The sequence below is a fragment of the Acinetobacter oleivorans DR1 genome (genome assembly GCF_000196795.1).
Lineage (GTDB): Bacteria > Pseudomonadota > Gammaproteobacteria > Pseudomonadales > Moraxellaceae > Acinetobacter > Acinetobacter oleivorans.
In genome coordinates this window covers 1,383,275-1,408,007 of record NC_014259.1, presented here as the reverse complement: position 1 = coordinate 1,408,007, position 24,733 = coordinate 1,383,275, and the positions used below count along the sequence as shown (strand labels likewise).

The window sequence follows — 24,733 nt, the reverse complement described above, 5'->3', positions numbered from 1 at the left end:
TTCAAACTCCAGATTACAAACCAAATAATTGAACAATCACTACATCAATCGCTTTAATGGCAATGAATGGTAGAACCACACCGCCCACCCCATAAATCAACATATTTCGACGTAGTAACTGAGTTGCAGTTGAAGGTTTAAATTTCACGCCTCGGAGTGCAATTGGAATTAATAACGGGATAATAATCGCGTTAAAAATTAATGCAGATAAAATCGCACTACTTGGACTTGCTAAGTGCATTACATTCAATACTTGCATTTGTGGAATCGCAGCAGCGAACAATGCAGGCAAGATGGCAAAGTATTTAGAGACGTCGTTTGCTAACGAAAATGTTGTTAAAGCACCACGGGTAATCAGCTGCTGTTTCCCAATCTCAACCACAGCGAGTAGTTTGGTTGGGTCAGAGTCTAAATCGACCATATTGCCAGCTTCTTTTGCAGCTTGTGTACCTGAGTTCATGGCTAAGCCAATATCGGCTTGTGCTAGTGCTGGTGCATCGTTGGTTCCGTCACCGACCATCGCAACTAAACGACCTTGTTGTTGTTCAGTACGAATACAAGTCAATTTATCTTCTGGTTTTGCTTCGGCAATATAATCATCTACACCAGCTTCAGCAGCGATCGCGGCGGCAGTTAATGGGTTATCACCTGTGACCATAACGGTTTTAATACCCATTTCTCTTAAACGAGCAAAACGCTCTTTAATGCCGTGTTTAATTACATCTGAGAGTTCAATTACGCCCAATACATGATGTTGATTTGCGACAACCAATGGTGTTGCCCCTTTTTTAGCAACTTGCTCAACACGTGCTTTCAACTCTAAATCTTGCAAATAATCTTCATCTACAAACTTCAAGATCGCATCTAAAGCTCCTTTACGAATTTGCTCACCATTCGGTAAATTCACACCGGAAATTCGAGTCGAAGCACTAAAAGAAATAAATTCGGCTTGCTCAGGTTCTTGCTGTTTTAAGCCTTGCTCTTTTGCTAACTTAACAATAGATTTCCCTTCTGGTGTTGGGTCGGCAAGTGAACTTACCCAAGCAGCAGCTCTCAACTCAGACTCGGTTACCGAAGTTAAAGGATAAAAAGAAGTCGCTTGACGGTCACCATAGGTAATGGTTCCTGTTTTATCGAGTAAAAGCACATCAATGTCACCCGCAACTTCGACCGCTTTCCCCGATTTCGCCAAAACATTGGCTTTGAGTGCACGGTTCATCCCCGCAATACCAATCGCAGGTAACAAGCCACCAATGGTTGTTGGAATCAAGCAGACCAACAGCGCTACGAGCACGACTGGATCAAGTTCAATATGCAAATACTTGGCAATAAATGGCAAGCTAATCACGACAATTAAAAACGTGATTGTCATCACCATTAACAAGAAGCCAAGTGCAATCTCATTCGGTGTTTTTTGGCGATTTGAGCCTTCAACCAAAGCAATCATACGGTCTAAGAAACTTTGACCAGATTCAGCAGTCACTTGCACAACAATACGATCTGTAAGAACTTTGGTTCCGCCAATAACACCTGAACGGTCTGTTCCAGCTTCACGTAGCACGGGTGCTGACTCACCTGTAACAGCTGATTCATTAATAGTGGCAAAGCCTTCTACAATCTCACCGTCGGCAGGAACAAGCTCACCTGCATGTACTTCAATGAAATCATTTAAATGAAGTTCAGTAGCTGCAATTTGAGTGGTTTGACGGTCTGTCAAAGAGTTGAGTCTTCGAGCCGTTAAATTTTCTCTTGCTGCACGTAATGAAGATGCCTGTCCACGACCTCTGGCCTCTGCAACTGCTTCAGCATAGTTAGCAAATAAAATGGTAATAAACAGAATTGCTGTAACCACTAAACCAAATAACAGCGTGGTGTAACCCAAGATTGTACTAATGCCTGTAACTACTGTTCCAAGCCATACAATTGCCATCACAGGATTTTTAATTGCATGCTGCGGTAGCAGTTTCACAAATGCATTTTTCCAAACTTCAAAATTTGGCACTGCCATGGTTTGTTTATGGCTATTTACATGAGTTTGTGTATTCATTTTCACTCGCCTCCTTAGCCTTTAACCAACAAAAGTTGATCGGCAATTGGCCCAAGGACAAGAACTGGCATAAATTGTAATAAGGTAAGCAACACAACAATCGTAATCAGCGTTAAAGCAAAGGTTGGAGTTTCAACTTGAAGACTACCTGCTGTTTCGGGTGCTTTTCTTTTTGCTGCTAAACGTGTCGCAATCATTAATGGCAAAATTAAGGTCGGAAAACGTCCTAACAGTAGAGCGATACTACAAGTGACATTCCACCATACAGTGTTGTCTCCAAGACCTTCAAAACCTGAACCATTGTTGGCAAATGCAGAAACATATTCGTAGAACACTTGGCTAATACCATGTAGTCCCGGATTACTAATTCCAGATATGCCTGGAACGCTGAGGCTTAATGCGGTGAATGCAAGAATGACTAAAGGTTGAATCAAGATAATAATCGCGAGCAATTTAATTTCTGCTGCTTCAATCTTGCGCCCAAACAATTCAGGGGTACGGCCTGTCATTAAACCTGCAATAAATACTGCAAGTAATAGATAAATCATAAACTGTTGTAGACCACAGCCCACACCACCCCAAATCGCATTAATCAACATGTTGATGAGTTCAACCAGCCCAGTAAGCGGCGCAGAAGAATCATGCATCATATTGACCGAACCGTTATTCACCTGCGTAGTGATCGCTGCCCAAACTGCTGATGCGGCTGGTCCAAATCGTTGTTCTTTACCTTCCATTACGGCAAGTTGAGATGCTGTCGATGACATACTCTCAGACCAGACAGCCGCTGCACCTGAAATAATCGACATGAAAAGCATGCTACCAAACACAAAGTAAGCAAACTTTTTACGCTGGGTAAAATGTCCCACCATAAAAATCACGGTAAGTGGAATAAGTAATATCGCAATCATTTCTAATAAATTAGAAAGTGGTGTTGGATTTTCTAAAGGCACACTACTATTTGGACCATACCAACCACCACCATTACTACCCAATTGCTTAATCGCTACCATTGGTGCAACTGGCCCTAAAGGAATTTTTTGGGTTTGAACTGTATTGGCTTTATCAATCAGCTGTACTTCTGGCCCGCCTTGGAAAGTCGCTGGTACGCCTTGGCTGTTGAGCAATAAAGACCAGACAAAACAGAGCGGAAGTAAGAATCGGACTGTAGGGCGAATTACATCTGCCCAATAATTACCAATTAAAATTTGATCTGGCTGCTCGGCAACATCTGCTGCAATATGGTTAGGACGTTGATAAAAGAAAGCTCTTAAGGTCGCGACCACCAAAGCCAGCCCCATCATTGGAGTAATGACTTGCAAGCCCACAATACCTGTCATTTGCGACAAATAAGATAACTGAGCTTGACCAGAATAATGCTGTTGATTGGTATTAGTTAAAAATGAAATAACCGTGTGTAATGCTAAATCCCAACTCATATTTGGTGCATGATTTGGATTTAATGGTAGCCATGCTTGCGTCATAAAAATAGCAAAAACGGCTACAGCTAGAACAACACAGCTAACAACAAATGCTAGAGAATATTGTTTCCAGTTCATTTGTTGTTGTGGAGATATACCTAACAAGCGATAAACAGGATTTTCAATCCAGCGAAATAATCCATCACCCCACATTGGCTGATTTGTCATCACTTTGGATAGATATTTTCCGAGGCACCATGCTAGAAAAATAGCAATAAATAAAACAAGTATAAGTTCTAACATGGTTATTCTCCTCTATACCCCTTGGCTTGATTTGCCAAACTGGAAATAAGGAGAGATGAAGAAATATCATTTGTTTTAAGTCCGCATAAGACAATGCTAGACTGATGCAAGATGCGCATTTGAGAATTTATAAGCATCTTTATTGTCCTGAAATAACACTAATTTAGTGAATTTCAGTATGGATAAAATGCCCGTAAATTCTCTATTGAGGAAATTAAAGACCGCGTAAAGTTTGCGTAAAATCTAGTTTGAAAGCCTTTAAACTTTAAAATTAACGACTGGATAAAGCGTGCTATCAGCCTTTAATGTTTCATAAGGCCAAAGTTCATTTAAAGGAATTTTTACATCAAGCGCTAAAGGTAATTTTTTAGAATTAAATTGCATATGGTCCAGATCACTTCCCCATGCAATCAAATCTACATCTAAAGAAATATGATGCGATGGACGAACTCGCCCCGAATCTAACTCAAGTTTCTTTAAAAAAGATTCAATTTGGTCACACGATAAAGTGCTTTTTAATATACATGCTGAATTCCAATAATCATCTCCAATACCATCTCGGCATGGAATTTGATAAACAGATGAAAACTGCACTTTCCCCAAAGTTGCTAATTGCGTATACGCAAAAGTAAAGTGCTGATCTGCGTCTAAATTACTCGCTAGGGCGAGCGCAAAAATTGTTTCTGGTGCGTTCAAGACGAATTCCTACAGCATTAGCTTCTGCAATGATGGCGGGCTTACGGATGGTTATGGTAATTTTTTCAATTGTTGGAAAGGTTTCAAATAAACATTTCAAAACAAGATGTGCTGCATGTTCAATTAATTCAGGTTTAGCTTGTTGAATGGTTTGAGCCGATAACTCACAAATTTGGGCATAGTTGAGTGTGTCCTCAAGTTTGTCAGACTCTGCTGCTCGGCTCAAATCATTATGGATGGTTAAATCCAACATTAAAGGTTGAATAATTTGTCTTTCCCAGTTGAAACAGCCAATCACTGTCTCAACCTTCAAGCCTTCAATAATAATGGCATCCATAAATTTAAACTGACCTTAGTGCTTTAACAACGAAGCAGGTTCCATATTTTGAACCATTTTCAAACGTTGGTCTGCATAAATATCAGTATATGGTGCGAGTACGCGCATAAAACGATCGAAATAAAGCATTTGCTTAAATAATAAAGCAAAATCACGTGGGAATTTAATCCCGTGGCGCTCTCCAACCCCTACCATATCCATCATGATATCGTTTAAATCGGCTGGATTTGAAGCGAGAATTTGTTGAGGATCAGACATTAATACGCCATTAAATAAGCGCTCTAAATCTTGTGCCAATACATCAACATCAACTTTGTTATGAGTCATACCCATTTTCAGCATGTTTTCAGCCATTGCCTGATAATCAGTTTTTTGCAATGCATCCATAAAGGCCATACATGCTGTCCAGACTTCTGGCTTTAACTGCCCCACAATACCAAAATCGATAAAACCAATTCGACCATCTTCAAGCAACATTAGGTTTCCAGCATGTAAATCCGCATGGAAACTCTTACATAGCATGAGGCTACCGAACCATGTATTCATGGCAGTAATCAGTACTTGCGATGGATCTTTAGCATATTGCTTTACAACACTAAAGTCCGTCAAAGACACACCGTATAGGCGTTGCATAGTTAATACACGACGTGTAGAAAACTGATGATAAACTTTGGGTGCAGTCGCAGCTTTGTTTTGTGAAATATTCAGATATTCAATAAAGTCATCTAAGTTCTGGGCTTCTTCAATGAAATCGACTTCACGCACCATACGGGTTTTAATTTCATCAACAATTTCGGAAAGAGCAGCAAATTTGATTTTTGGTACTGCACGTTCAAGTAGCTTGGCAGCCCAATGCACCACACTTAAGTCTGTATATAAAATGGTTTCAACGCCAGGCTTTTGTACTTTAATAACAACATCTTCACCTGTGGTCAGCTTAGCTGCATGAACCTGAGCAATTGAAGCAGAAGCTAATGGTTTTTCATCGATATAGCTAAAAATTTGGCTTAAATCACGCCCTTCAAATTCAGATGCAAGCACACCTTGAATATAACTAAATGGGAGTGTTGGTGTCTGGTCTAAACAACCTTGAAATTCTTCTACATATTCTCGCGGGAAAAGCGATGGTGTACTCGCAATAAACTGACCAAGCTTAATATAAGTTGAGCCAAGCGACTCAAAAGTCTCTCGCATGAGTTTGGCATTACTTGGTTTTTCAGTTGCGTATTTAATTCCAGCTTTGGCCGCAACCACTGCTGTTTCACCAATGCGGGCGACGGAACGTAACCCATCAAACAAAATATTTTTTTTCATATTTCTTCAAAACCAAATCATTCAGGTTGAGTGTAGCAAATTTTGTTTCATTTACTGATTAGCTTGCCTGACAAAGTGGACAATTTACATCTTTATCAAAACTAACAATACGTTGTGTCATATTTAAACCATCCCACAATAATAGTTTCTGCTTTAAAGGTGTACGATTTAAACCTAAATACAGCAATGTGTGATGTGCTTGTAATGACGCTATCATTACAGGAGTAGTCGCAAGCACCCCTGACTCTGCACAGCGAAGGCCTTCATTAGTATGTTGTTCTTTCGGAAAAAGACATTCATAGCAAGCTGAATCTCCTTCAACCATAAACATTTGTGCCTGAAAACCAATTGCTGAAGCACTAATTAGTGCGACCTGATGCTTCTTACAAGCTGCATTTACCAAATAGCGGGTTGTAAAATTATCACATCCATCTAAAACCACATCTTGGTGTTCAACCAGTCTATCAATGTTATGTTCATCTAAACGTTCGTTATAGTATTCGACACAGATATAAGGGTTAATTTTCTGTAAACGTTTAGCCAAAATTTCTGCTTTATAACGTCCGATATCTTCATGACCAAATGCAATTTGACGCTGTAAATTACTTATCTCAATAATATCTGCATCAATCAGTGTAATTTTCCCAACCCCTGCTCGCGCAAGTAGCTCTGCACTGCTACAGCCTATTCCACCAGCACCTACAATTAGCACATTAGCAAGTTTGAGTTTTTCCTGAGCTTCAATATCCCATCCATCAAGTAAAATCTGACGGCTATAGAGATGCATTTCTTCATCACTTAACTCTACAAAATCGATATCTTGAAGCTCGGTCACACGTTAATCCTTTCACTTAGAAGCGAAATGATTTTATGACTAAGTTCGTTATTATGAAAGCTATAAAATAGAAACAACTTTTTTATTCTAATAAAGCTTATTTACCAACATTGCATCTATCAAGCTTTCTGCAACAATAGAAATATCTATTTTCTTTATTACTTAGGCTAAATATGACGCAATCATATATTGCACCTGTAGAGTTAGAAAAAGCTTATCGTTTATTAAATCATGGTCCAACTGTGCTTGTTTCTGCACAACATGGTGATGACCGCAATGTGATGGCTGCCGCTTGGGCATGTGCCTTAGAGTTCAAACCAGCCAAAGTGTCCGTGGTTCTTGATAAAAGTACTAAAACCCGACAGCTCGTTGAGCAAAGTGGCTATTTCACACTACAAGTTCCTTGCTATGCACAGCTTGATCTGACTCATCAACTTGGAACCATTAGTAAGTTGGATGATCCACAAAAACTTGAGTATTGTGGTGTTGAACTATTTTATCAAGAAGGTCTTACTAGCCCGCTTGTATCAGGTTGCATTGCATGGCTTGTCTGTAAACTTATTCCAGAACCCCATAATCAGTCAGCTCATGATTTATTCATTGGTTCTGTTGTGGGTGCATGGGCAGATAGCCGCGTTTTTAGAGATGGGCACTGGCATTTTCAAGATGCACCGAAAGAACTTCGAAGCCTGCATTATATTGCTGGAGGAATCTTTTATTTAATTGGTGAAGAAGTCAAAGCTCAGCTTTAATCATCAAAAAGCGAGTTTCATTTAAATTTTTGAAGTGTATTGAATCGAATTCAACCTAGAAAATCTCTGCTCAATGGCAAAAGACCGCATAATAATTGCGGTCTTTTGCAGTCAGTGACTATTTTTTAAAATTTCATATTTAAACTTGAGCAACTTCACGAGCAATCACCAAACGTTGAATATCAGAAGCGCCTTCATAAATCTGGCTTACACGAACATCACGATAAATTCTCTCAACTGGGAAGTCACTGACATAGCCATAGCCACCATGAATCTGGATCGCATCTGAACAAACTCGCTCAGCCATTGTTGATGCAAATAGCTTTGCCATCGAGGCTTCTTTTAAACAAGGCAGCCCCGCGTCTTTTAAAGTTGCAGCATGCAAAACCAACTGATGCGCAGCTTCAATCTGGGTCGCCATATCGGCTAAACGGAAACCAACCGCCTGATGCTGAACTAATTCGACTCCAAAAGCTTTACGCTCATTTGCATATTGCACCGCTGCATCAAAAGCCGCTCTTGCCATTCCAACAGATTGAGCAGCAATTCCAATACGTCCAGCTGCCAAATTAGATAATGCAATTTTATAACCTTCACCTTCTTGACCCACCAAATTTTCTAAAGGAATCCGGCAGTTTTCGAGAGTAATGGTTGCGGTGTCCGAAGCATGTTGGCCCATTTTGTCTTCAATTCGAGTCACCAAGTAACCTTGTGTATTGGTCGGCACAAGAAAACACGAAATGCCTTTTTTGCCAGCTTGTTTATCTGTGACCGCAAATACCAAAGCCACTTGGGCGTTTTTACCGCTGGTAATAAATTGTTTTACGCCATTTAAAACCCAATGGTCACCATCTCGCTCGGCTTTACATAAAATCGCGCTCGCATCAGAACCGACATGAGGTTCAGTTAAACAAAAACATCCTAGCCATTCACCAGATGCAAATTTTGGCAAATAGGTTTGTTTTTGCTGTTCTGAACCGTACGCGAGCGTAATACCGCAAACCAATGAGTTTTGTACGCTTACGATGGTCGAAATAGCGCCATCACCTGCGGCAATTTCTTCAATTGCAAGCACCAAAGATACATAGTCCATTCCCGCACCGCCCCATTCATTTGGAACAGTCATCCCCATAGCACCTAGTGCACCTAAATCTTTTAATTCCTGAGCAGGAAATTCATGAGTTTTATCGCGATGTGCGGCTGTTGATTTTAACTGATTTTGCGAGTAATTACGCATCATCTCCTGAACCATACTTTGTTCAGCATTTAAGATCATTTAAATATCCTTATTTTTATTATTTTGCTGCCATACGAATTGCACCATCTAGACGGATGACTTCACCATTTAAGTAAGAGTTTTCAGCAATATGCCCAACTAAACGAGCAAATTCTTCGGGTTTTCCTAAACGAGATGGATATGGCACCATTTGTCCCAAAGCATCTTGCACATTTTGTGGCATGCCCTTAAGCATTGGCGTTTCCATAATTCCCGGTGCAATGGTCATAATGCGAATGCCATGGCGCGCAAGCTCACGAGCAATCGGCAAAGTCATCGCCACAATAGCGCCTTTAGATGCTGAATACGCAGCCTGACCAATTTGACCATCAAATGCAGCAACAGAAGCAGTGTTTACAATCACTCCACGATCCTCTTCACCTTCTTCAACCGTATTTTTACTCATTGCATCTGCTGCAAAGCGCAGCATATTAAATGTACCTGTGACATTAATTTGCAGTGTTTTTGAAAATAACGCTAAATCATGAACACCTTCACGTCCAACCACTTTTGCAGAAGGGCCAATACCCGCACAGTTAACTAAACCATGCAAGCTGCCATGTTTTACTAACACATCTTTAAAGAACTGTTCAGCAGCAGTTTCATCGGTTACATCTAGTTTTACGAAGTCAGCTTTTCCCCCTAATTGTTTTACTTGCTGCTCGCCTGCATCTACATTCATGTCGACCAAGGTAACTGAAGCACCTTGCTGGACTAAATACTCAGCTGTAGCAGCCCCTAAACCAGAGCCACCACCTGTAATCACGAAATGTTTCCCTTGAATTTTCATTATTTACGATCCTATAGAAATGTTCTTTAACTTTAGTTGTGAGAGTAAAAGTTGTTGTTTTCCGATACAATTTCAAAAAGCCTCAAAATGCTTGCAGCTTTTGATCAATCCAAATTTTAAATATGAAATATTTCACTTGAAATATATGAAGAAAATATGAGTCTTTGACATGGTTGTCCAATCTTCTTTAAGTAAAGGCACAATTTCGATTGCACTAGTACATGAAGCACTGAGTGCGGCTTATGCCAAAGGCCTAAATACACAAATAATTCTAAATAAAGCAGGCATTCCCGCTGAATTGCTGATGTCCCCAAAGGCTCGTGTGCCTGTTACGACATATGCCCAATTATGGATAGAGCTTGCTAACACCATGAACGATGAGTTTTTTGGTATGGATAGGCATCCTATGCGTCGTGGCAGCTATAAATTATTGACTAAACTTGTCAGTACAGCCGAAACTTTAGAAAAGGCACTCCACGATATTTTGAAGTTTTTTAACTTTGTTTTAGATGACATGCGCGGAGAATTAATACGAGATCAAGAAAAAGCTTATTTGGTGATTCATGATCGTGAACAACCTAAACGTATGTTTACCTATGCAACCTTTTTAATATTAGTACACGGACTTATGTGTTGGTTAGTAGACCAACGAATTGGCTTAAATAGTATTAGAGTACGTTGTCCTAAACCGAACGATATTCAGGATTATCTCGTACGTTTTGGTGAAGATATTCAATTTAATGCCGAGATAAATCGAGTTGAATTCGATGCTCACTATTTAGATATTAAAATTAAAAAAGATAAAAAAGCGCTTTATGATTTTTTAGAACAAACTCCACAAAATCTTTTAGTTCGCTTTAAAAATGAAAACGCCTTAAGCGTTCTTATTCGTCGTCATTTATTGAAACTCCACCCCGCCCAATGGCCCGAACTCAAAGATGTTGCAAAACAACTCAATATTTCAGAAGCCACCATTCAGCGCCGCCTCAAACATGAAGGAGTCAGTTATCAACAAATTAAAAATGAAATCCGATGTGATATTGCCGTTGAACGTTTAAGTAAAACGAATGATTCAATTCAAGATATTAGTGAAAATTTAAGCTTCCAAGACCCTAGCGCCTTTCACCGTGCCTTTAAAAAATGGACTGGCGTCAGTCCAGGGGCCTATCGAGATAATTTAACTGCACACAAGCAATAAAATCCACACTCAATGAAGCTTGAGGCATAAAACCTTAAGCTTATGATATTTATGTCTTTTAAATTCAATATTTCAGATAAGTGTATTACTTAAAACTTAATAATCACTATAGAAACAGTGATTTATAATTCTATCTAAACTTTTATCTTTCAATCTGATTTACAAATCAAAATAACTAAGTTTGTAAGCCATCAAACGCGTGAAAGGATAATCTCTTATTTCATTTCGGTTCTATTTTTATCATGTCTTTAAAATCAAAATTTTCTTTATCAAAGACTTTGTTGGCATCAACATTGGGGTTTGTATTTGCTTCATCTGCTTTTGCAGCAATTCCGACTACACTTAAACTTGATTATGCTTACTACGCACCAACCAGTTTAGTCGTCAAAGATCAAAAACTTCTTGAGAAAGCACTCCCAAATACTCAAATTAAATGGGTTTTTAGTCAAGGCAGCAATCGTTCATTAGAATATCTCAATAGTAACAGCATCGATTTTGCTTCTACCGCTGGATTAGCAGCTGTATTAAGCCGAGCAAATGGTAGCCCAATTAAAACTGTGTATGTACAAAGCCAACCAGAATGGACCGCCCTTGTTGTTGCAAAAGACTCACCAATTAAAAGCCTAAAAGACTTAAAAGGTAAGAAAATTGCAGCCACCAAAGGAACCGATCCATTCTTATTTACACTACAAGCGCTAGACACTGTAGGCTTGAGTAAACGCGATGTACAGCTGGTTCATTTACAGCACCCCGATGGAAAAACTGCATTAGAACGCGGTCAAGTAGATGCTTGGGCTGGACTTGATCCTTTAATGGCTTCAGCTCAAATTCAATCGGGCGCGAAATTACTTTATCGTAATGTAGCATTTAATAGTTATAGCGTACTGAGTGTTAAAGAAGACTTTGCAAAGCAAAGCCCTGAAGCGGTTGAAGCCGTTATTAAAGCCTACGAACAAGCCCGAAAATGGGCAAAAGCCAATCCAGATAAAGTGGCAGCACTTTTAGCTCAAGAATCAAAACTCCCTCTACCTGTGGCTAAGCTACAACTGAGTCGAACCAACTTTGATCAAAGCACTCCATCGGCAACTCAAGCACAAGCGCTAAAACGTTCTGGGAAAATTTTGACAGAAGAAGACTTGGTTAGAAAAGGTACTAATGTCAATCAAGTGGTTGATCAGTTGTTAGACCCACGTTTTGCTCAAAAAGTCGTGAAATAGTATATGAGTGATTCACTTAACAAAGCTGAGCTAAATCATTTCTTAGCTCAGCAGGCTTTAAAATTGCAGAAAAAGCATTTAAACAATAAATTTACACGTTGGTTTAAAGCGCTACTCATTCCACTCATCTTTTTGGGGGCTTGTGAATTTTTAGTCAGAAATGGCTATATCGATGCTTACCTACTCCCTGCACCGTCTAGTTTATGGCAATCTTTTTTAGATTTAGCTCATAGCGATCTATTTGCCCACATTTATATTAGTACATGGCGTGTTCTGTTGGGCTTTATTATAGGAAGCGGTTTAGGTTTAGTTTTTGCGATTTGGGTGGGATTAAGTAAAGAGGCAGAAGCATATTTAGAACCAACTTTTTCAGCAATTAAGTCGATCCCAAGTCTTGCATGGATCCCCCTGCTATTACTTTGGTTAGGAATTGACGAAGGTTCAAAAATTACATTGATTGCAATTGGAGCATTTTTTCCAACCTATACCAATACAGTTGCAGCAATTCATAATGTAGATAGAAAGCTCATTGAAGTTGGAAAAGTTTATCGGCTTAATGCTTTTCAGCGGATTATATCTATTATTTTACCGGCAGCCTCTCCGGGCATTTTAACGGGTTTACGCAACAGTTTAAGCTTATCTTGGATGTTTATGATTGCAGCTGAACTGATTGCAGCTACTCAAGGGATTGGCTATTTACTCAGTGATGGCCGAGAAACCTCTCGCCCAGATATTGTTATCATTGCAATTATTTTATTAGCCCTATTGGGTAAAGTAACCGATACCTTAATGAAACTTATTGAAAACTGGTTATTACGTTGGCGGGATACACTACAAAAGTAATTTTAAATCCAGCATGCCAAAGTGACTCGATCATTTTGGCCATAGTCTTGAATGGTTTTAATCTCACTAAAACCATGCTCAGCAAATATATTTCGAACAGCTTGCCCCTGATCATAACCATGCTCTAGTGCAATCCAGCCTTGTGGTTTTAACCAGTTTTTCCCTTGAGCAATAATAATTTCAATATCAGCCAGTCCCTGATGATCTGCAACCAATGCACGGCGTGGTTCTGTTGCCAAAGCTTGCATGTGTTCATCTTCAGGATCGATATACGGCGGATTAGAAACAATTAAATCAAATTTTTGTGGCTCTAGTGCTTCAAACCAAGCGCCACAAGCGAATTTTACACGTTGCAAATTATGAGCTAGTGCATTTTCTTTTGCGACTTCTAAAGTAGGTGCATAAATATCAGTTGCTGTGACGAACCAATCCGGACGTTCACTCGCTAACGCAAGCGCAATTGCACCTGTCCCCGTTCCTAAATCAACAATATTTGCAGTATTTGGCAAAGTTAGATTTAAAACGGTTTCAACTAAAATTTCAGTATCAGGTCGTGGCACTAAAGTATCAGATGTTACTTTTAAATCGAGCGTCCAAAATGGCTGTGAACCCGTCACATAAGCTAAAGGCTCACCATTTTGGATACGTTCAAGACCAGCTAAATAGTCTTGCTCTTGTTGGGCAGTTAACTCTTGCTCAAGTCTAAACTTTAATTCAAGCGAATTGATTTTTAGAAAATGCTCAAGTAACCAAGCATTTTCTTGTCGTTCATAACTGTCAGGCTCACCACGAATTGCAAGCGCTTGAGCAATATTCATTAGCCGCCATTTTCCTGTGCAAGCATCGCAAGCTGATCTGCTTGATATTCACGATGTAAGCTATCGAGCAATTCAGTTAAATCGCCTTCCATAATTGCATCTAATTTATATAAAGTTAGGTTAATACGGTGGTCAGTCATACGACCTTGTGGATAGTTATAAGTACGGATACGCTCAGAACGGTCACCAGAACCAACTAAATCACGGCGCATTTCAGAAGTCGCTGCATCGGCTGCCGCACGTTTTGCATTTTCTAAACGTGATACCAAAAGAGCCATCGCTTTAGCTTTGTTTTTATGCTGTGAACGTTCTTCTTGGCACTCAACTACTGTACCTGTTGGAATGTGGGTAATCCGTACCGCCGAATCGGTTTTGTTAATGTGCTGACCACCTGCACCAGATGCACGGTAAGTATCAATACGCAAATCTGCCGGGTTAATTTCAACGTTAGTATCAACATCAATTTCAGGCAAGATTGCAACTGTACAAGCAGAAGTATGAACACGGCCTTGTGATTCAGTCGCTGGAACACGTTGTACACGATGCGCCCCACTTTCAAACTTTAAGCGGCCATACACACCATCGCCATCTACACGGCAAATGACTTCTTTAAAGCCACCATGCTCACCTTCATTTTCAGAAAGTACTTCAATACGCCAATTTTGTGTCTCAGCATATTTACTGTACATGCGGAATAAGTCACCAGAGAAAATTGCAGCCTCGTCACCACCCGTTCCAGCGCGAATTTCTAAATAAGCTGCATTAGAGTCATTTGGATCTTTTGGAATCATCAAAATATTGAGCTGGCTTTCTAACTCTACAAGCAAATCTTTATTTGCTTGAATTTCTTCTTCTGCCATATCTTTAAAGTCAGGATCAGACTTCATCATTTCAGCAGTTTCAATGTCTTCTTCTGCTTGACGGTATTTGCCCCAAACTTCGGTAATTTCAGATAAATCACTATGTTCGCGAGACAATTTACGGAAACGTTTGTTATCGGAGATGACTTCCACATCTGCAAGCAATGCGGTAAGTTCTTCATGTCGATCACAGAGTTGATCAAGTCGTAAACGGAGTGACGCTTTCATAAGAGGAAATATCTCAAAAGTCCAAAAAGCTTATCGAATGCTATATAAATAGAAGATAAGCAAAATCGTAAAAATAGCGCATAGTTTACAGATTATGCCGCTTAAATGACATATATAATCAGCCAATTCATCAACTTTCACTGTAAATAGCGACTTATCAATGTAATGATTTCAGATGAGATTTGCAGGTCAATCACGCCCCTTCTCTTTATTGTATGCACAGCATAAACATAAGTCTTCTGCGACAAGAGCTTTGATCAATTTTCTCTGTTCAGATCGCGAGTAATTAACTCATTAAAATTAAATGAGACTCATATTTATTTATATGGGTATTAAATATTCTATTTTAATAGAAAACATACAAACCAGACACTAAACTACAATAATGAATTGATGGTTCTCCATATTTTGAGAAACGTGTTTTGTTACATTTGCCGTAACAAAAGATATAGCGTCCTGCTGCTAAGGACACGGAGTAGAAAATGAAATTAAATGCTTGGTTATGTAGTGCTGTTTTAGCAACTTCTATGGTTACTGTAGCGCATGCTGACAACACAACACATGTAGCAGCTGCTTCTGCTTTAGGTAGTGTTGCTGGTACTGCAATTGGTAAAAGCATGGGTGGTACATCTGGCGCAACAATTGGTGCTGCTTTAGGTGGTGCTGGTGGTGCAGCAGTTGCAAGTGACCGTCGTCACCGTACAGAATCTGCAATTGGCGGTGGTTTAGGTGGTGGTGCTGGCTATACTGTTGGTAAAAGCATGGGTGGTACAAACGGTGGATACATCGGTGCTGCTTTAGGTGCTGCGGGTGGTTCTGCTTTAGGTAATAAAATTTCTAAAGACCGCGATTATGATCGATCTTCTAAACATTGGAAGAAAAAACACCGTCGTCATCACTAATCAAATTTGATGAAACGACTCTAAGCACCTTCGGGTGCTTTTTTATTAGGATCAATAAATATTCATAACCTCTTACTTGCTCAGCATTTATCCATAAATTAATAGAAACCATACAAACAGACACAAAACTAACGTATCTCCTTTGGGGTTCTCCATAATTATCACGAAATTTTTTATTACATTTATCTCAAGATAAAAATACTGTCCTTCTCAGTAAAAGGACATGGAGCTGCAAGATGAAAATGAATATTTGGTTAGCTAGCGCATTAATTGCAACATCGTCTATGGTGACAGTTGCACATGCAGATAATGGTACTCGTGTTGCTGCAACCTCTGCGTTAGGTAGTGTTGTTGGTACAGCAATTGGTAAAAGCATGGGTGGCACAACAGGCGCAACAATTGGCGCTGCTTTAGGTGGTGCTGGTGGTGCAGCGGCAGCGAGTGACCGTCGAAATCGTACCGAAGCTGCCATTGGTGGTGCTTTAGGTGGTGGTGCTGGTTATACCGTCGGTAAAAATATGGGCGGTACCAACGGTGGTTACATCGGTGCTGCGGTAGGTGCTGCGGGTGGTTCAGCGCTAGGTCGTAAAGTTTCTGAAGATCGTAACTACGATGATCGATATGATCGTGGTAGCCGCTATGATCGAGATGATCGTAGATATGACGATGGTGACCGTCGTTACTATAGTAAAGGTGGCCATCATCGCCGTCATGACAATGGTTTACACCGCGGCTGGTACAAAAACCGCTAATACACATATGAATCAAAAGAGCACCTTCGGGTGCTTTTTTATTAAGAGGTAAAAGTTAATATCGAAAAAAAACGATATACATTAACCCTCATATATCGTAGTATTTCGATATACCCCTATTCGAGAATATCGCATGCGATCACTTCAAGATACCAAGTTTTCAATTTTGGAACTTGCCCCCATTCGTAATGATAAAACCATCGAATTTTCGTTACGTCATGCATTAGAGTTAGCACAACATGCAGAGACATTAGGTTATGAACGTTTCTGGCTTGCAGAACATCACAACATGGATGGAATTGCGAGTTCTGCTACAGCGGTCTTACTCGGTTTTATTGCAGCACATACACAGCATATTCGTTTAGGTTCCGGTGGCATTATGCTTCCGAACCATGCTCCTTTAGTTGTCGCAGAACAATTTGGAACACTTGCTACGTTATATCCAAACCGTATTGAACTTGGGTTAGGACGTGCTCCTGGTACAGATCAACTTACCATGCGAGCTTTACGTCGTGGTCATCAAGAAACAGAAGATCAGTTTCCAAGAGATGTTGTCGAAATCTTAAAGTATTTTGACGCCCCTCAGGCGGGACAAAAGATTATTGCAACGCCAGGGCAAAATACTCATGTTCCTGTTTGGTTACTTGGGTCTAGCCTTTTTAGTGCACAACTGGCGGCAAAACTTGGACTTCCCTACTCATTTGCCTCTCACTTTGCCCCACGTATGTTAGGTCAAGCAATTCAGCTCTATCGAGAGAACTTTGAGCCTTCTGAGTACTTAGATAAACCTTATGTTTCAATGGGTGTGCCTGTAGTTGTGGCAGATACAGATGAGGAAGCCCAGTTCTTAGCAACGAGTGCGTACCAACGTGTATTAGGTTTAATTCGTGGCGAAAGTTTAAAGCTTAAACCACCGGTTGAATCAATGCAGGGATTATGGAATACAGCAGAACAGCTTTCTGTTGAGAACTTCTATGCAATGGCACAAATTGGTTCTGTAGATACAGTTCGCTCTGGTTTACAAAAACTTTTAGCGACATACGATGTTGATGAATTTATTTTCACATGCGATGTATACGATACCGCTAAACGTTTAGAAAGCTTTGCACAACTAATGAACGTAAAAACAGAACTTTAAACTCCCTTCACATTCCCATACTTGAATTGATTTCGAGTATGGGATGACCATCTATCTGAAAAGACTTTACCCCGACTTCCTGCTTGGTTATTTATATTAAAACGATAAAAACATCATGATTTAAAAACCAAAAGGACTTTTGGAAAAATGAGTATTAATATTAAAAATAACACTTCAAAATCAGCAATTTTTCAAAATACCTCTCAAGATTTTGAAGACTTTACTGGTCAAGTGATTTCATCAACCTCAATTAAAGAATTTGATTTTTCACATTCATCTGTCGCGATTATTGGTACAAATCAAGATACCGTGACCCATCTTGAAAAAATCTGTCAACAAGCAAAATTTGTGACCGTATTTCAAATCACACCTCACTTTATTTTGCCTCATAGTCAAATGGGCACAAATAAGTTAATTACCCATCCTCTCATTATCAAAAACCGGAGATTATTTAACAATCGAGTAAAAAGTCTTTTGGCCTTACGTTTTCTTGATACTCAGGTGAGTGAAACATGGCTTAAGCGCCTTTTAACCCCCAATATGGCAACGGCTAAAAAGGTATTTTTTAAATCTGATAGTTATTATGCAGCACTCCAAAAATCCAACTGTAAATTACAAACTTGGCCCATTGTTAAAGTCAACCATAAGTCAATTCATAGTATGGACGGCATAGAACAACCTGTTGATATCATTATTAGAGCAACCGCATAAAAATAAAAAAGCATGGTTTTTAAGCCATGCTTTTTTATTTACTCATACTTTTGCAAATTCCCATGATCATCGTAATGCAAAATGACACGTTGTTTCTTTTGCAATTCACTTAAAATCTCGGAACTAACCGAAAATTGAGCAGCTAACAGTTCAACAGAACTATTAGGAGCCTTAGCTCTTCGGTCCTCACCACTAAACCTGATCCAGTTATAACTCGCCCATAAAATTAAAATGAGCGCGCTAATTCCAATGAGTAATGCTAAATGTAATAAGGTCTTAACTTCTGATATATGGTCAACCCAGACATAATCATAAATTAAATGTCCTTCAAAAACCCATAAAAACAGAGAAACCAGTGGAAACAATAACCACATCAAACAAAACCAACCAATGGTTTGTAATGTGTAGTTTGCCGTTTTATTCTTGACGTATTCTGGCTGGTCAATATATTCAGGGATATCTAAGGTTTCGATATCTTTATTTTCCTCTGGTTTCATGGGTTATCTCCACGGAAGCCTCGGTCTGGACTTACCCAGCGGGCACGTTTTTTAGTGTTAAATAAAGTCTTTGGTACTGCAACAACACTTGTAAACAAAGTCAGTAGCCAGAAAAATAACGGATACCAAATGACCCAAAAATAATTTCTAAAGAAGCGGCTACGATCATAGCGTTGATCAATCCACAGACTAACCAAAAACTGGATTAAACATGTGCCACCGAGTATTACACCATACCACTGTGGCATAAGCGTTTTGATCTGCCATTGCTGAGGCAACTCAATAAATAATCCGACAAAAAATAGCGTAAAAATCAGAATCATCACATAAGACCAGATAATACTGACTAGCGCCTCGATCATGACAGGCCACATTCTGCGGACACGCAGTTTGAACATTTGTGGAATATATTCTATAAGAACCTCTACCCCACCTTGAGCCCAACGAAGGCGTTGCTTCCATAACCCTTTAAATGTCTCAGGCATATAGATATAACAAAGCGCTTGTGGAATATACTGAATATCCCAATGGTCAAGCTGTAGTTTCCATGAAATATCAATATCTTCGGTAATTTTATCGTCTGACCAAAAACCGACTCGAACGAGTGCTGTTTTACGAAATGCTGCAATCACACCCGATACTGTAAAAATACGACCATATGTACGCTGTGCACGCTTGATCAAACCAATAATCGAAGAAAACTCACCAACCTGTAATTTTCCTAAAATACTAGATCGGTTTAAAATTCGTGGGTTCCCCGTTACAGCACCAATTCGCGGGAAGTTAATAAATGGCTGCATTAACCAAAGTACCGCATGCGGATGTAACAATGCATCACCATCGATACAAACAAGATATTCGTATTTACTAACCAATACGCCCGATCTTAAAGCTACGGCCTTACCCTGATTTTCTGCTAAGTGCACAACCCGAAGTCGTGAGTCTTGCGCTGACAATTCATCTAGAATTTCAGCTGTCCTGTCACTACTTCCATCATTAACGGCGATCACTTCAAAATTAGGATATTTGGTTTGCAGTGCATAACGAATTGTTTGGCGTACTTGAGCTTCTTCGTTAAAACACGGAATAATGATACTGCATCCTTCGCTGGTCGGTTCAGGAAGTGCTTGTTCACGGTATTCTCTTTTAAAGAAGAACCAAAGTCCTCCTACCATCCATGTCCAAGCCATCAGTAAGGGATATAAAAAGGCAAAAGCAAATAGAATATCAAGTAATACTCTCATTACTTTTTCCCCTCTACCAATTCAGCAAAAGGCTGATACATCACAGGACTAGCATTCAGACTAATCGGATTATATAAATATTGATGAACATCTTTTGATTTTTCAAAGTCATAGCCATCGATACCGAATTTCTGGATTCCGACTCGCTGAATCGAAAAAAGTCCTTGCTGTACTTCTTCCCAAGCCGTTTTTTGCGAGTTTTCTGGTAATTCTAAAGTCAGCATTATTCTTTGCTTATCATTTTCATCAAGTGTATTTAAAAGCATTAACAACTCATTAAATTGCTTTTTCTTGCCAATCACATCGAACTTCAAATTGACTAAATCATGTTGTAATAAAAGCGTTTTTATCAGCTCAGGTAGATTTTCCACATGATCTAAATCAGGTGTAAGCAATAAACTAAACTGCGCCTGATTACTCATATTTAAATAAGGTTTGACCGCTTTTTTATTCAATTGGGTCAGTTGTTCGAGCTGTTTTGATTGCTCAATACAACTGTTTTCTTGCACTGTTATTTTTTGCATTGCACAGTTTAAAGCTGTTCCTGCATTGAGCTGAACACCGCTTAAATTACTGTTAAAGCGTGCTATATCTTTAGCCAAATCTACTGTTAAAAATGGCTTATCTTTTTGAGGATAAGCTGGCAACTCTAATATTACCGATTGACCTGCCCGAGTTTGAGCCTGCCATAAACTACGGTTTAAAATATCTTGTTGAACTGGCATTTTATTTGTAGGGAAATAAGCAACATCATATTGCCCATCTCCGTTTTTATCTTCCAAAGGCTTTAAGATTAGAGCATTGTTTTTTAGGCTATATAGTTTTGATAACAACTGCCCTAGTTTTTCATCGGTCTGAGCATTTTGTTGAGCTGCTAATTGCTTTAAATCCATACTCACAAAATGACGAGGTTGCTTAAATAAATCTGACTCTTCGAAATTCAGAATATTTAACATACCTTCGGTGAGCTGTTCAGCTGTAGGGTTACCTATAACCAAGCTACGCTTAAAAGTTGAATCATTCACACGATTCATACCATCACGACCCAAACTGAAAGAAAACTCAAAGCCTGCTTGCTGTGCTAGTTTTTCCAGTTGCTCATTCACAGCGCCATAAGGCCAAATAATTGCTTTCGGATTAACACCGACTTCTTTTTTCAAAACGGCGTAGGATTTTTTCAAATCCTGCAAAATACGTTGTTGATATTCCGCATCGGTTTCATAACGTGATTGCGATTTTAAATAAGAATAAGAAGTTGCAGCCGGTTGCTCATTACCTTGAGGATTTGCCAATACACCATGATGTAAATCATCACTATGGCTTGCAAACTCGGCTAAGCCCGATACTTGCATTTCACGAACTTGAGCCCAGTTCACCAAGTTACCCTGCCCATAAGCTTCATAACCTGCCTGAGTATTGCCATTTAACCAACTGGTTGGAAGAGCAAAAACTGCTGGAATTTTATATTGCTTAAGTAAAGGAAATACTCGGCTATAACTACTCAAAGCACCATCATCGAAGGTAAGTAGAATAGAGTTATGAGGTAATTCTTTAGCTTGCTTACGAGCCTCTTCAATATCTTTCAGACGAATCGGTTTCCAATCAGACTGACTGAGCCAATCAAGAAATTGCGCCAGATTATTGGTCTGAATCGCATAAACATCACGGTCGCCTTCCTTTAGTACGTCATCTCGCACATCATGAAAAGTTAAAGAAACCGTATGATTTTTTGGTAGTTCAGTTTCAATGCGGGCATGAGAAAATTGTACGGGTAATAATGTTGAAGCAAACACACAGCTCAACATTTTTGACTTCATATTATTCATTAAAAACGCCCTTCAAATCCGAAAATACCGTAGGTATGTTGTTCATCATGACCATCGTATGGATGGTATTGCCAACCAATTCCATAATTAAGTTGCCAAGTCCGTGAGAGCTGCCATTGATGTTGATATTGCAAAGAATATGTTGGTCGAGCTGAGTAATCTGCTTGTTTATAAAGCCCGACACCAGCTTCAAAATGCTGTTTAAATGAGCGTTCGTATTCTCGCCAAGTGACCCAGTCATGACTTAAATTCAACTCAGCACTGTAGTGATTGCTTGGGCTAAAGTAAGCTGTCTGATCTTGGCTATTGCTACCATAAAACCCACGAACGGTTCCGTAGGTAATATGGTGAGGCGCATCAAATAATCGCTCGCGCCAAAAAGTAGAAAATTCTTGTTGTTTATTACCATCACTTATATCGGTTAAGCCATAACTCGCCCCAATTTGACGCGACTCATCTTTTTGCCATGTCAAAGCGGCACGGTAAGCCTGCCCATCCTCACCAGCGTCAATTGCCTGCAATGGAATATTAGCTTGACTGTCATATTGCAATTGATATTGCCAGTGATCGTTTAACCATTGCGACCAATCAAGACGAACTCCTGCTTGTCCACCATCCGTACTTTGCGAAAAAATTGCCGACAATGCCTTACGGTTCGCTTGCCACTCAGCACCGACGCCATAACGTTGGTCATGCACATCACCAAAACGATATTCTCCGAAACGGTCTTGATGCCAAGCAAATAGACGATAATTATCTTTAATCCACGGGCTATTAAGACGAGTTTCCATTTCGCGGTCTTTTAAACCATTTTGCCCACTCACAGAATCGCTATTCTCTGCTTTACTCTGCCCCCAAGTCGTTGAGTGCGAGATGGTTGCTCTATCACGATCATCCAACTCTTTTCGACTTTTAACTACGCCGCTATCTTCAGGATAATATTGCAAAAGAGTTTCTGTGCTTTTGCGCCACTCAGGAATATCCCCTAAAGCCTGAGCATTTTGCATCTGGTTAATTCGAGTATCTTTGGCAACTGGTGTTAAACCATTTAAACGAGCAATTGTTTGTTTAGACTGTAAAGGTTTATCTCTCCAGCGCTCAACACGAGCCAAATTATTAATTAAACCTTCGTTGGCAGGTGCAAGATCTACTTGTTTCTGGAAGTGTTTTTCAGATTGATCCAAATGATTTGCATAAGCTAAATGCATACCTTGTAAAGCAATATAATCATCACGATCAGGATGGCTTGATTTATCTACCCCTTTGGCTTGACTATATTTATACGTAGGAATTAGCCGATCAACATCACTTAAAAGTTGTTCAGCTTGTTTATATTTTTCTTGTTCAATATATGAGTAATACAGTCCAGTATATACCGTCATATCTGAATAGTTTTTTTCAGTAAGCAAGGTTTTAAAAGCAAGTTCAGCTTGTTGCGGCTGTCTTTCAGCCAAATAACTATCAGCGATCGCATGACGAATATAGGCAGGTAGTTTTTCTAAAGGTACATTTAATTTAGTAAATTGATCCAGGACCGTACGAGCACGTCCACGGAAATCTAACGCATATATATAGTCATAATGGAATCTTAAATAATTAGGATCTGACGGTTGAATCAAAGGCTGCATTTGCTCGCCTTGCTTCAACACAGCATCAAGTTCAGCAAAGCCTTCACTATCGGACATGCCTTCCCGATTTAAATATTTATAGCGAGCAATTGCGTTATTCACACGTTGAGAAAACTCACTGACTTGGAGCCAGTGTTGTAACGATTCTGTTTGTGCATTTTTATCGCTAGCAAGCAATAACTGCTGAGCCTTGTTATACGCCCCTACAGCTGCTAAGTCAAAACTGTATTCTTGTAAAACTGCAAAAGACTTCGGCTGCTGCTTATGTGCTTGTTCAATTATAGATAAAGCATCTACAGGCGAATTGATGAGTCGATATGCATAGGCGATTTGTACAAGCTGATCAGTCTTCAGATTTTTACTATTAATTTTTGCTAACTGTGCTTTAGCATTTACAACATCTTTAGCTTCAGCATATAAAACTGCTAACAAAATCTGCCCATCAGGCGTTTTTTGAATATTAAATTTATTCGACCAATCAATCGCATTTTTAAAGTGTTTAAAATCACGAAAATTACGTATTAAAGGTAACTGTCCATATTCTGGAAAAGTAACTAAATTAATATTCGCTAAATGCTGAGAAAAAGTTACTAGATCTTTTTTTTCATTTGACATTACAACTAAATAATCAGCTAGCAATTTTTGATCATGCGGATAGGTTTTTAGCAATTGATCCAGTTGAAATATTGCTTGGTGAGTTTGTCCAGTTTTGTAGGTGTGAATAGCCTGCTCTCTCAATTCATCCACTTGAGCAGCATATAAATTGAGAGGTAAGATGTATACCAATGAAAAAACACATTTTTTTAGCATTTTGATAATCGGATAGTCCCATATCGAGGTGGGAAAGTATAATTAAAATCAAAAACTAATCACACAACACAAAAATAATGTGACCTATTTATCATTTTTAAATATTTAATGTATTTTTACATGACTTTTAAAAATATTTAGCAAAATTAAATAATTAGAATTTTTAAACTTACTCAAATATATACATTTCTTTTCAATATTCTTATTTTATTTCACAATTGAATTATAAAAACGTTACAGGCTGATAACTAATAAAAACGTTTTAATAACTTTTTGTTTTATATTTAAAA

The 24,733-nt window shown here is 39.2% G+C and carries 22 protein-coding genes and 1 pseudogene; 9 read left to right on the top strand and 14 right to left on the bottom strand.

Features of this window, described 5'->3' with window-relative positions; all coding sequences use genetic code 11:
• Nucleotides 1-13: 13 nt before the first annotated feature.
• The 6 genes from kdpB to AOLE_RS06570 all read right to left on the bottom strand — a co-directional run bounded on the left by kdpB (nucleotide 14) and on the right by AOLE_RS06570 (nucleotide 6,953).
• Nucleotides 14-2,053 (bottom strand): potassium-transporting ATPase subunit KdpB, encoded by a 2,040-nt coding sequence (gene kdpB / locus AOLE_RS06595; RefSeq protein WP_081399124.1) that lies wholly within the window; start codon nucleotides 2,051-2,053, stop codon nucleotides 14-16.
• An 8-nt stretch (nucleotides 2,054-2,061) separates the two neighbouring features.
• Nucleotides 2,062-3,771 (bottom strand): potassium-transporting ATPase subunit KdpA, encoded by a 1,710-nt coding sequence (gene kdpA / locus AOLE_RS06590; RefSeq protein WP_013197353.1) that lies wholly within the window; start codon nucleotides 3,769-3,771, stop codon nucleotides 2,062-2,064.
• A 258-nt stretch (nucleotides 3,772-4,029) separates the two neighbouring features.
• The gene (locus AOLE_RS06585; RefSeq protein WP_013197352.1) at nucleotides 4,030-4,467 is read right to left on the bottom strand and encodes a 2-amino-4-hydroxy-6-hydroxymethyldihydropteridine diphosphokinase; all 438 of its coding nucleotides are present in this window, start codon (nucleotides 4,465-4,467) and stop codon (nucleotides 4,030-4,032) included.
• Nucleotides 4,424-4,804 (bottom strand): dihydroneopterin aldolase, encoded by a 381-nt coding sequence (gene folB, locus AOLE_RS06580; protein WP_004791498.1) that lies wholly within the window; start codon nucleotides 4,802-4,804, stop codon nucleotides 4,424-4,426. The genes AOLE_RS06585 and folB overlap by 44 nt, the downstream gene beginning before the upstream one ends.
• Before the next feature lie 15 nt (nucleotides 4,805-4,819).
• A complete protein-coding gene (locus AOLE_RS06575; RefSeq protein WP_013197351.1) occupies nucleotides 4,820-6,118 on the bottom strand; it encodes an ABC1 kinase family protein in 1,299 nt (432 codons plus the stop codon).
• Between the two features lie 58 nt (nucleotides 6,119-6,176).
• On the bottom strand, nucleotides 6,177-6,953 hold the full coding sequence (locus AOLE_RS06570) for a HesA/MoeB/ThiF family protein (RefSeq protein WP_013197350.1): 777 nt from the start codon (nucleotides 6,951-6,953) through the stop codon (nucleotides 6,177-6,179).
• A gap of 173 nt (nucleotides 6,954-7,126) precedes the next feature.
• On the opposite strand from AOLE_RS06570, the gene AOLE_RS06565 reads away from it, so the two are divergent.
• A complete protein-coding gene (locus AOLE_RS06565) occupies nucleotides 7,127-7,705 on the top strand; it encodes a flavin reductase family protein (protein ID WP_013197349.1) in 579 nt (192 codons plus the stop codon).
• Nucleotides 7,706-7,844: 139 nt separating this feature from the next.
• On the opposite strand, the gene AOLE_RS06560 is transcribed toward AOLE_RS06565, so the two are convergent.
• Both AOLE_RS06560 and AOLE_RS06555 read right to left on the bottom strand, forming a co-directional pair.
• Nucleotides 7,845-8,981 (bottom strand): acyl-CoA dehydrogenase family protein, encoded by a 1,137-nt coding sequence (locus AOLE_RS06560; protein ID WP_013197348.1) that lies wholly within the window; start codon nucleotides 8,979-8,981, stop codon nucleotides 7,845-7,847.
• A gap of 19 nt (nucleotides 8,982-9,000) precedes the next feature.
• The gene (locus tag AOLE_RS06555) at nucleotides 9,001-9,771 is read right to left on the bottom strand and encodes a 3-hydroxyacyl-CoA dehydrogenase (protein ID WP_013197347.1); all 771 of its coding nucleotides are present in this window, start codon (nucleotides 9,769-9,771) and stop codon (nucleotides 9,001-9,003) included.
• Between the two features lie 169 nt (nucleotides 9,772-9,940).
• On the opposite strand from AOLE_RS06555, the gene AOLE_RS06550 reads away from it, so the two are divergent.
• From AOLE_RS06550 to AOLE_RS06540, 3 genes are all read left to right on the top strand, one after another.
• A complete protein-coding gene (locus tag AOLE_RS06550; protein WP_013197346.1) occupies nucleotides 9,941-10,969 on the top strand; it encodes an AraC family transcriptional regulator in 1,029 nt (342 codons plus the stop codon).
• A gap of 242 nt (nucleotides 10,970-11,211) precedes the next feature.
• Entirely contained in the window at nucleotides 11,212-12,186 is a 975-nt protein-coding gene (locus tag AOLE_RS06545) for an aliphatic sulfonate ABC transporter substrate-binding protein (protein ID WP_013197345.1), read from the top strand.
• 3 nt (nucleotides 12,187-12,189) lie between these two features.
• Nucleotides 12,190-13,029: an ABC transporter permease gene (locus AOLE_RS06540; protein ID WP_013197344.1), complete on the top strand. Its 840-nt coding sequence runs from the start codon at nucleotides 12,190-12,192 to the stop codon at nucleotides 13,027-13,029.
• Between the two features lie 2 nt (nucleotides 13,030-13,031).
• Here AOLE_RS06540 and prmC read toward each other — a convergent pair whose 3' ends face one another.
• Together prmC and prfA are read right to left on the bottom strand one after the other, a co-directional pair.
• On the bottom strand, nucleotides 13,032-13,847 hold the full coding sequence (prmC, locus tag AOLE_RS06535; RefSeq protein ID WP_013197343.1) for a peptide chain release factor N(5)-glutamine methyltransferase: 816 nt from the start codon (nucleotides 13,845-13,847) through the stop codon (nucleotides 13,032-13,034).
• On the bottom strand, nucleotides 13,847-14,935 hold the full coding sequence (gene prfA, locus AOLE_RS06530; RefSeq protein ID WP_005306718.1) for a peptide chain release factor 1: 1,089 nt from the start codon (nucleotides 14,933-14,935) through the stop codon (nucleotides 13,847-13,849). The genes prmC and prfA overlap by 1 nt, the downstream gene beginning before the upstream one ends.
• 181 nt (nucleotides 14,936-15,116) lie before the next feature.
• Between prfA and AOLE_RS20260 the strand changes: the two are divergent.
• From AOLE_RS20260 to AOLE_RS06510, 5 genes and pseudogenes are all read left to right on the top strand, one after another.
• A pseudogene (locus AOLE_RS20260) lies at nucleotides 15,117-15,221 on the top strand (LysR family transcriptional regulator); the annotation flags it as partial.
• 196 nt (nucleotides 15,222-15,417) lie between these two features.
• Nucleotides 15,418-15,837 (top strand): glycine zipper domain-containing protein, encoded by a 420-nt coding sequence (locus tag AOLE_RS06525; RefSeq protein WP_005306721.1) that lies wholly within the window; start codon nucleotides 15,418-15,420, stop codon nucleotides 15,835-15,837.
• A gap of 236 nt (nucleotides 15,838-16,073) precedes the next feature.
• Complete coding sequence (locus AOLE_RS06520; protein ID WP_005306723.1) at nucleotides 16,074-16,589, top strand: hypothetical protein; 516 nt, start codon at nucleotides 16,074-16,076, stop codon at nucleotides 16,587-16,589.
• A 133-nt stretch (nucleotides 16,590-16,722) separates the two neighbouring features.
• Entirely contained in the window at nucleotides 16,723-17,727 is a 1,005-nt protein-coding gene (locus AOLE_RS06515; RefSeq protein ID WP_013197342.1) for an LLM class flavin-dependent oxidoreductase, read from the top strand.
• A 147-nt stretch (nucleotides 17,728-17,874) separates the two neighbouring features.
• The gene (locus tag AOLE_RS06510; RefSeq protein WP_013197341.1) at nucleotides 17,875-18,438 is read left to right on the top strand and encodes an NAD(P)/FAD-dependent oxidoreductase; all 564 of its coding nucleotides are present in this window, start codon (nucleotides 17,875-17,877) and stop codon (nucleotides 18,436-18,438) included.
• Nucleotides 18,439-18,476: 38 nt separating this feature from the next.
• Here the strand turns inward: AOLE_RS06510 and pgaD are convergent, their stop codons facing one another.
• The 4 genes from pgaD to pgaA are packed head-to-tail and all read right to left on the bottom strand — an operon-like array spanning nucleotide 18,477 to nucleotide 24,443.
• Entirely contained in the window at nucleotides 18,477-18,935 is a 459-nt protein-coding gene (gene pgaD / locus AOLE_RS06505) for a poly-beta-1,6-N-acetyl-D-glucosamine biosynthesis protein PgaD (RefSeq protein WP_013197340.1), read from the bottom strand.
• The gene (pgaC, locus tag AOLE_RS06500; protein WP_004791476.1) at nucleotides 18,932-20,179 is read right to left on the bottom strand and encodes a poly-beta-1,6-N-acetyl-D-glucosamine synthase; all 1,248 of its coding nucleotides are present in this window, start codon (nucleotides 20,177-20,179) and stop codon (nucleotides 18,932-18,934) included. The genes pgaD and pgaC overlap by 4 nt, the downstream gene beginning before the upstream one ends.
• Entirely contained in the window at nucleotides 20,179-22,005 is a 1,827-nt protein-coding gene (gene pgaB / locus AOLE_RS06495) for a poly-beta-1,6-N-acetyl-D-glucosamine N-deacetylase PgaB (RefSeq protein ID WP_013197339.1), read from the bottom strand. The genes pgaC and pgaB overlap by 1 nt, the downstream gene beginning before the upstream one ends.
• On the bottom strand, nucleotides 22,005-24,443 hold the full coding sequence (gene pgaA / locus AOLE_RS06490) for a poly-beta-1,6 N-acetyl-D-glucosamine export porin PgaA (RefSeq protein ID WP_013197338.1): 2,439 nt from the start codon (nucleotides 24,441-24,443) through the stop codon (nucleotides 22,005-22,007). The genes pgaB and pgaA overlap by 1 nt, the downstream gene beginning before the upstream one ends.
• Between the last annotated feature and the right edge of the window lie 290 nt (nucleotides 24,444-24,733).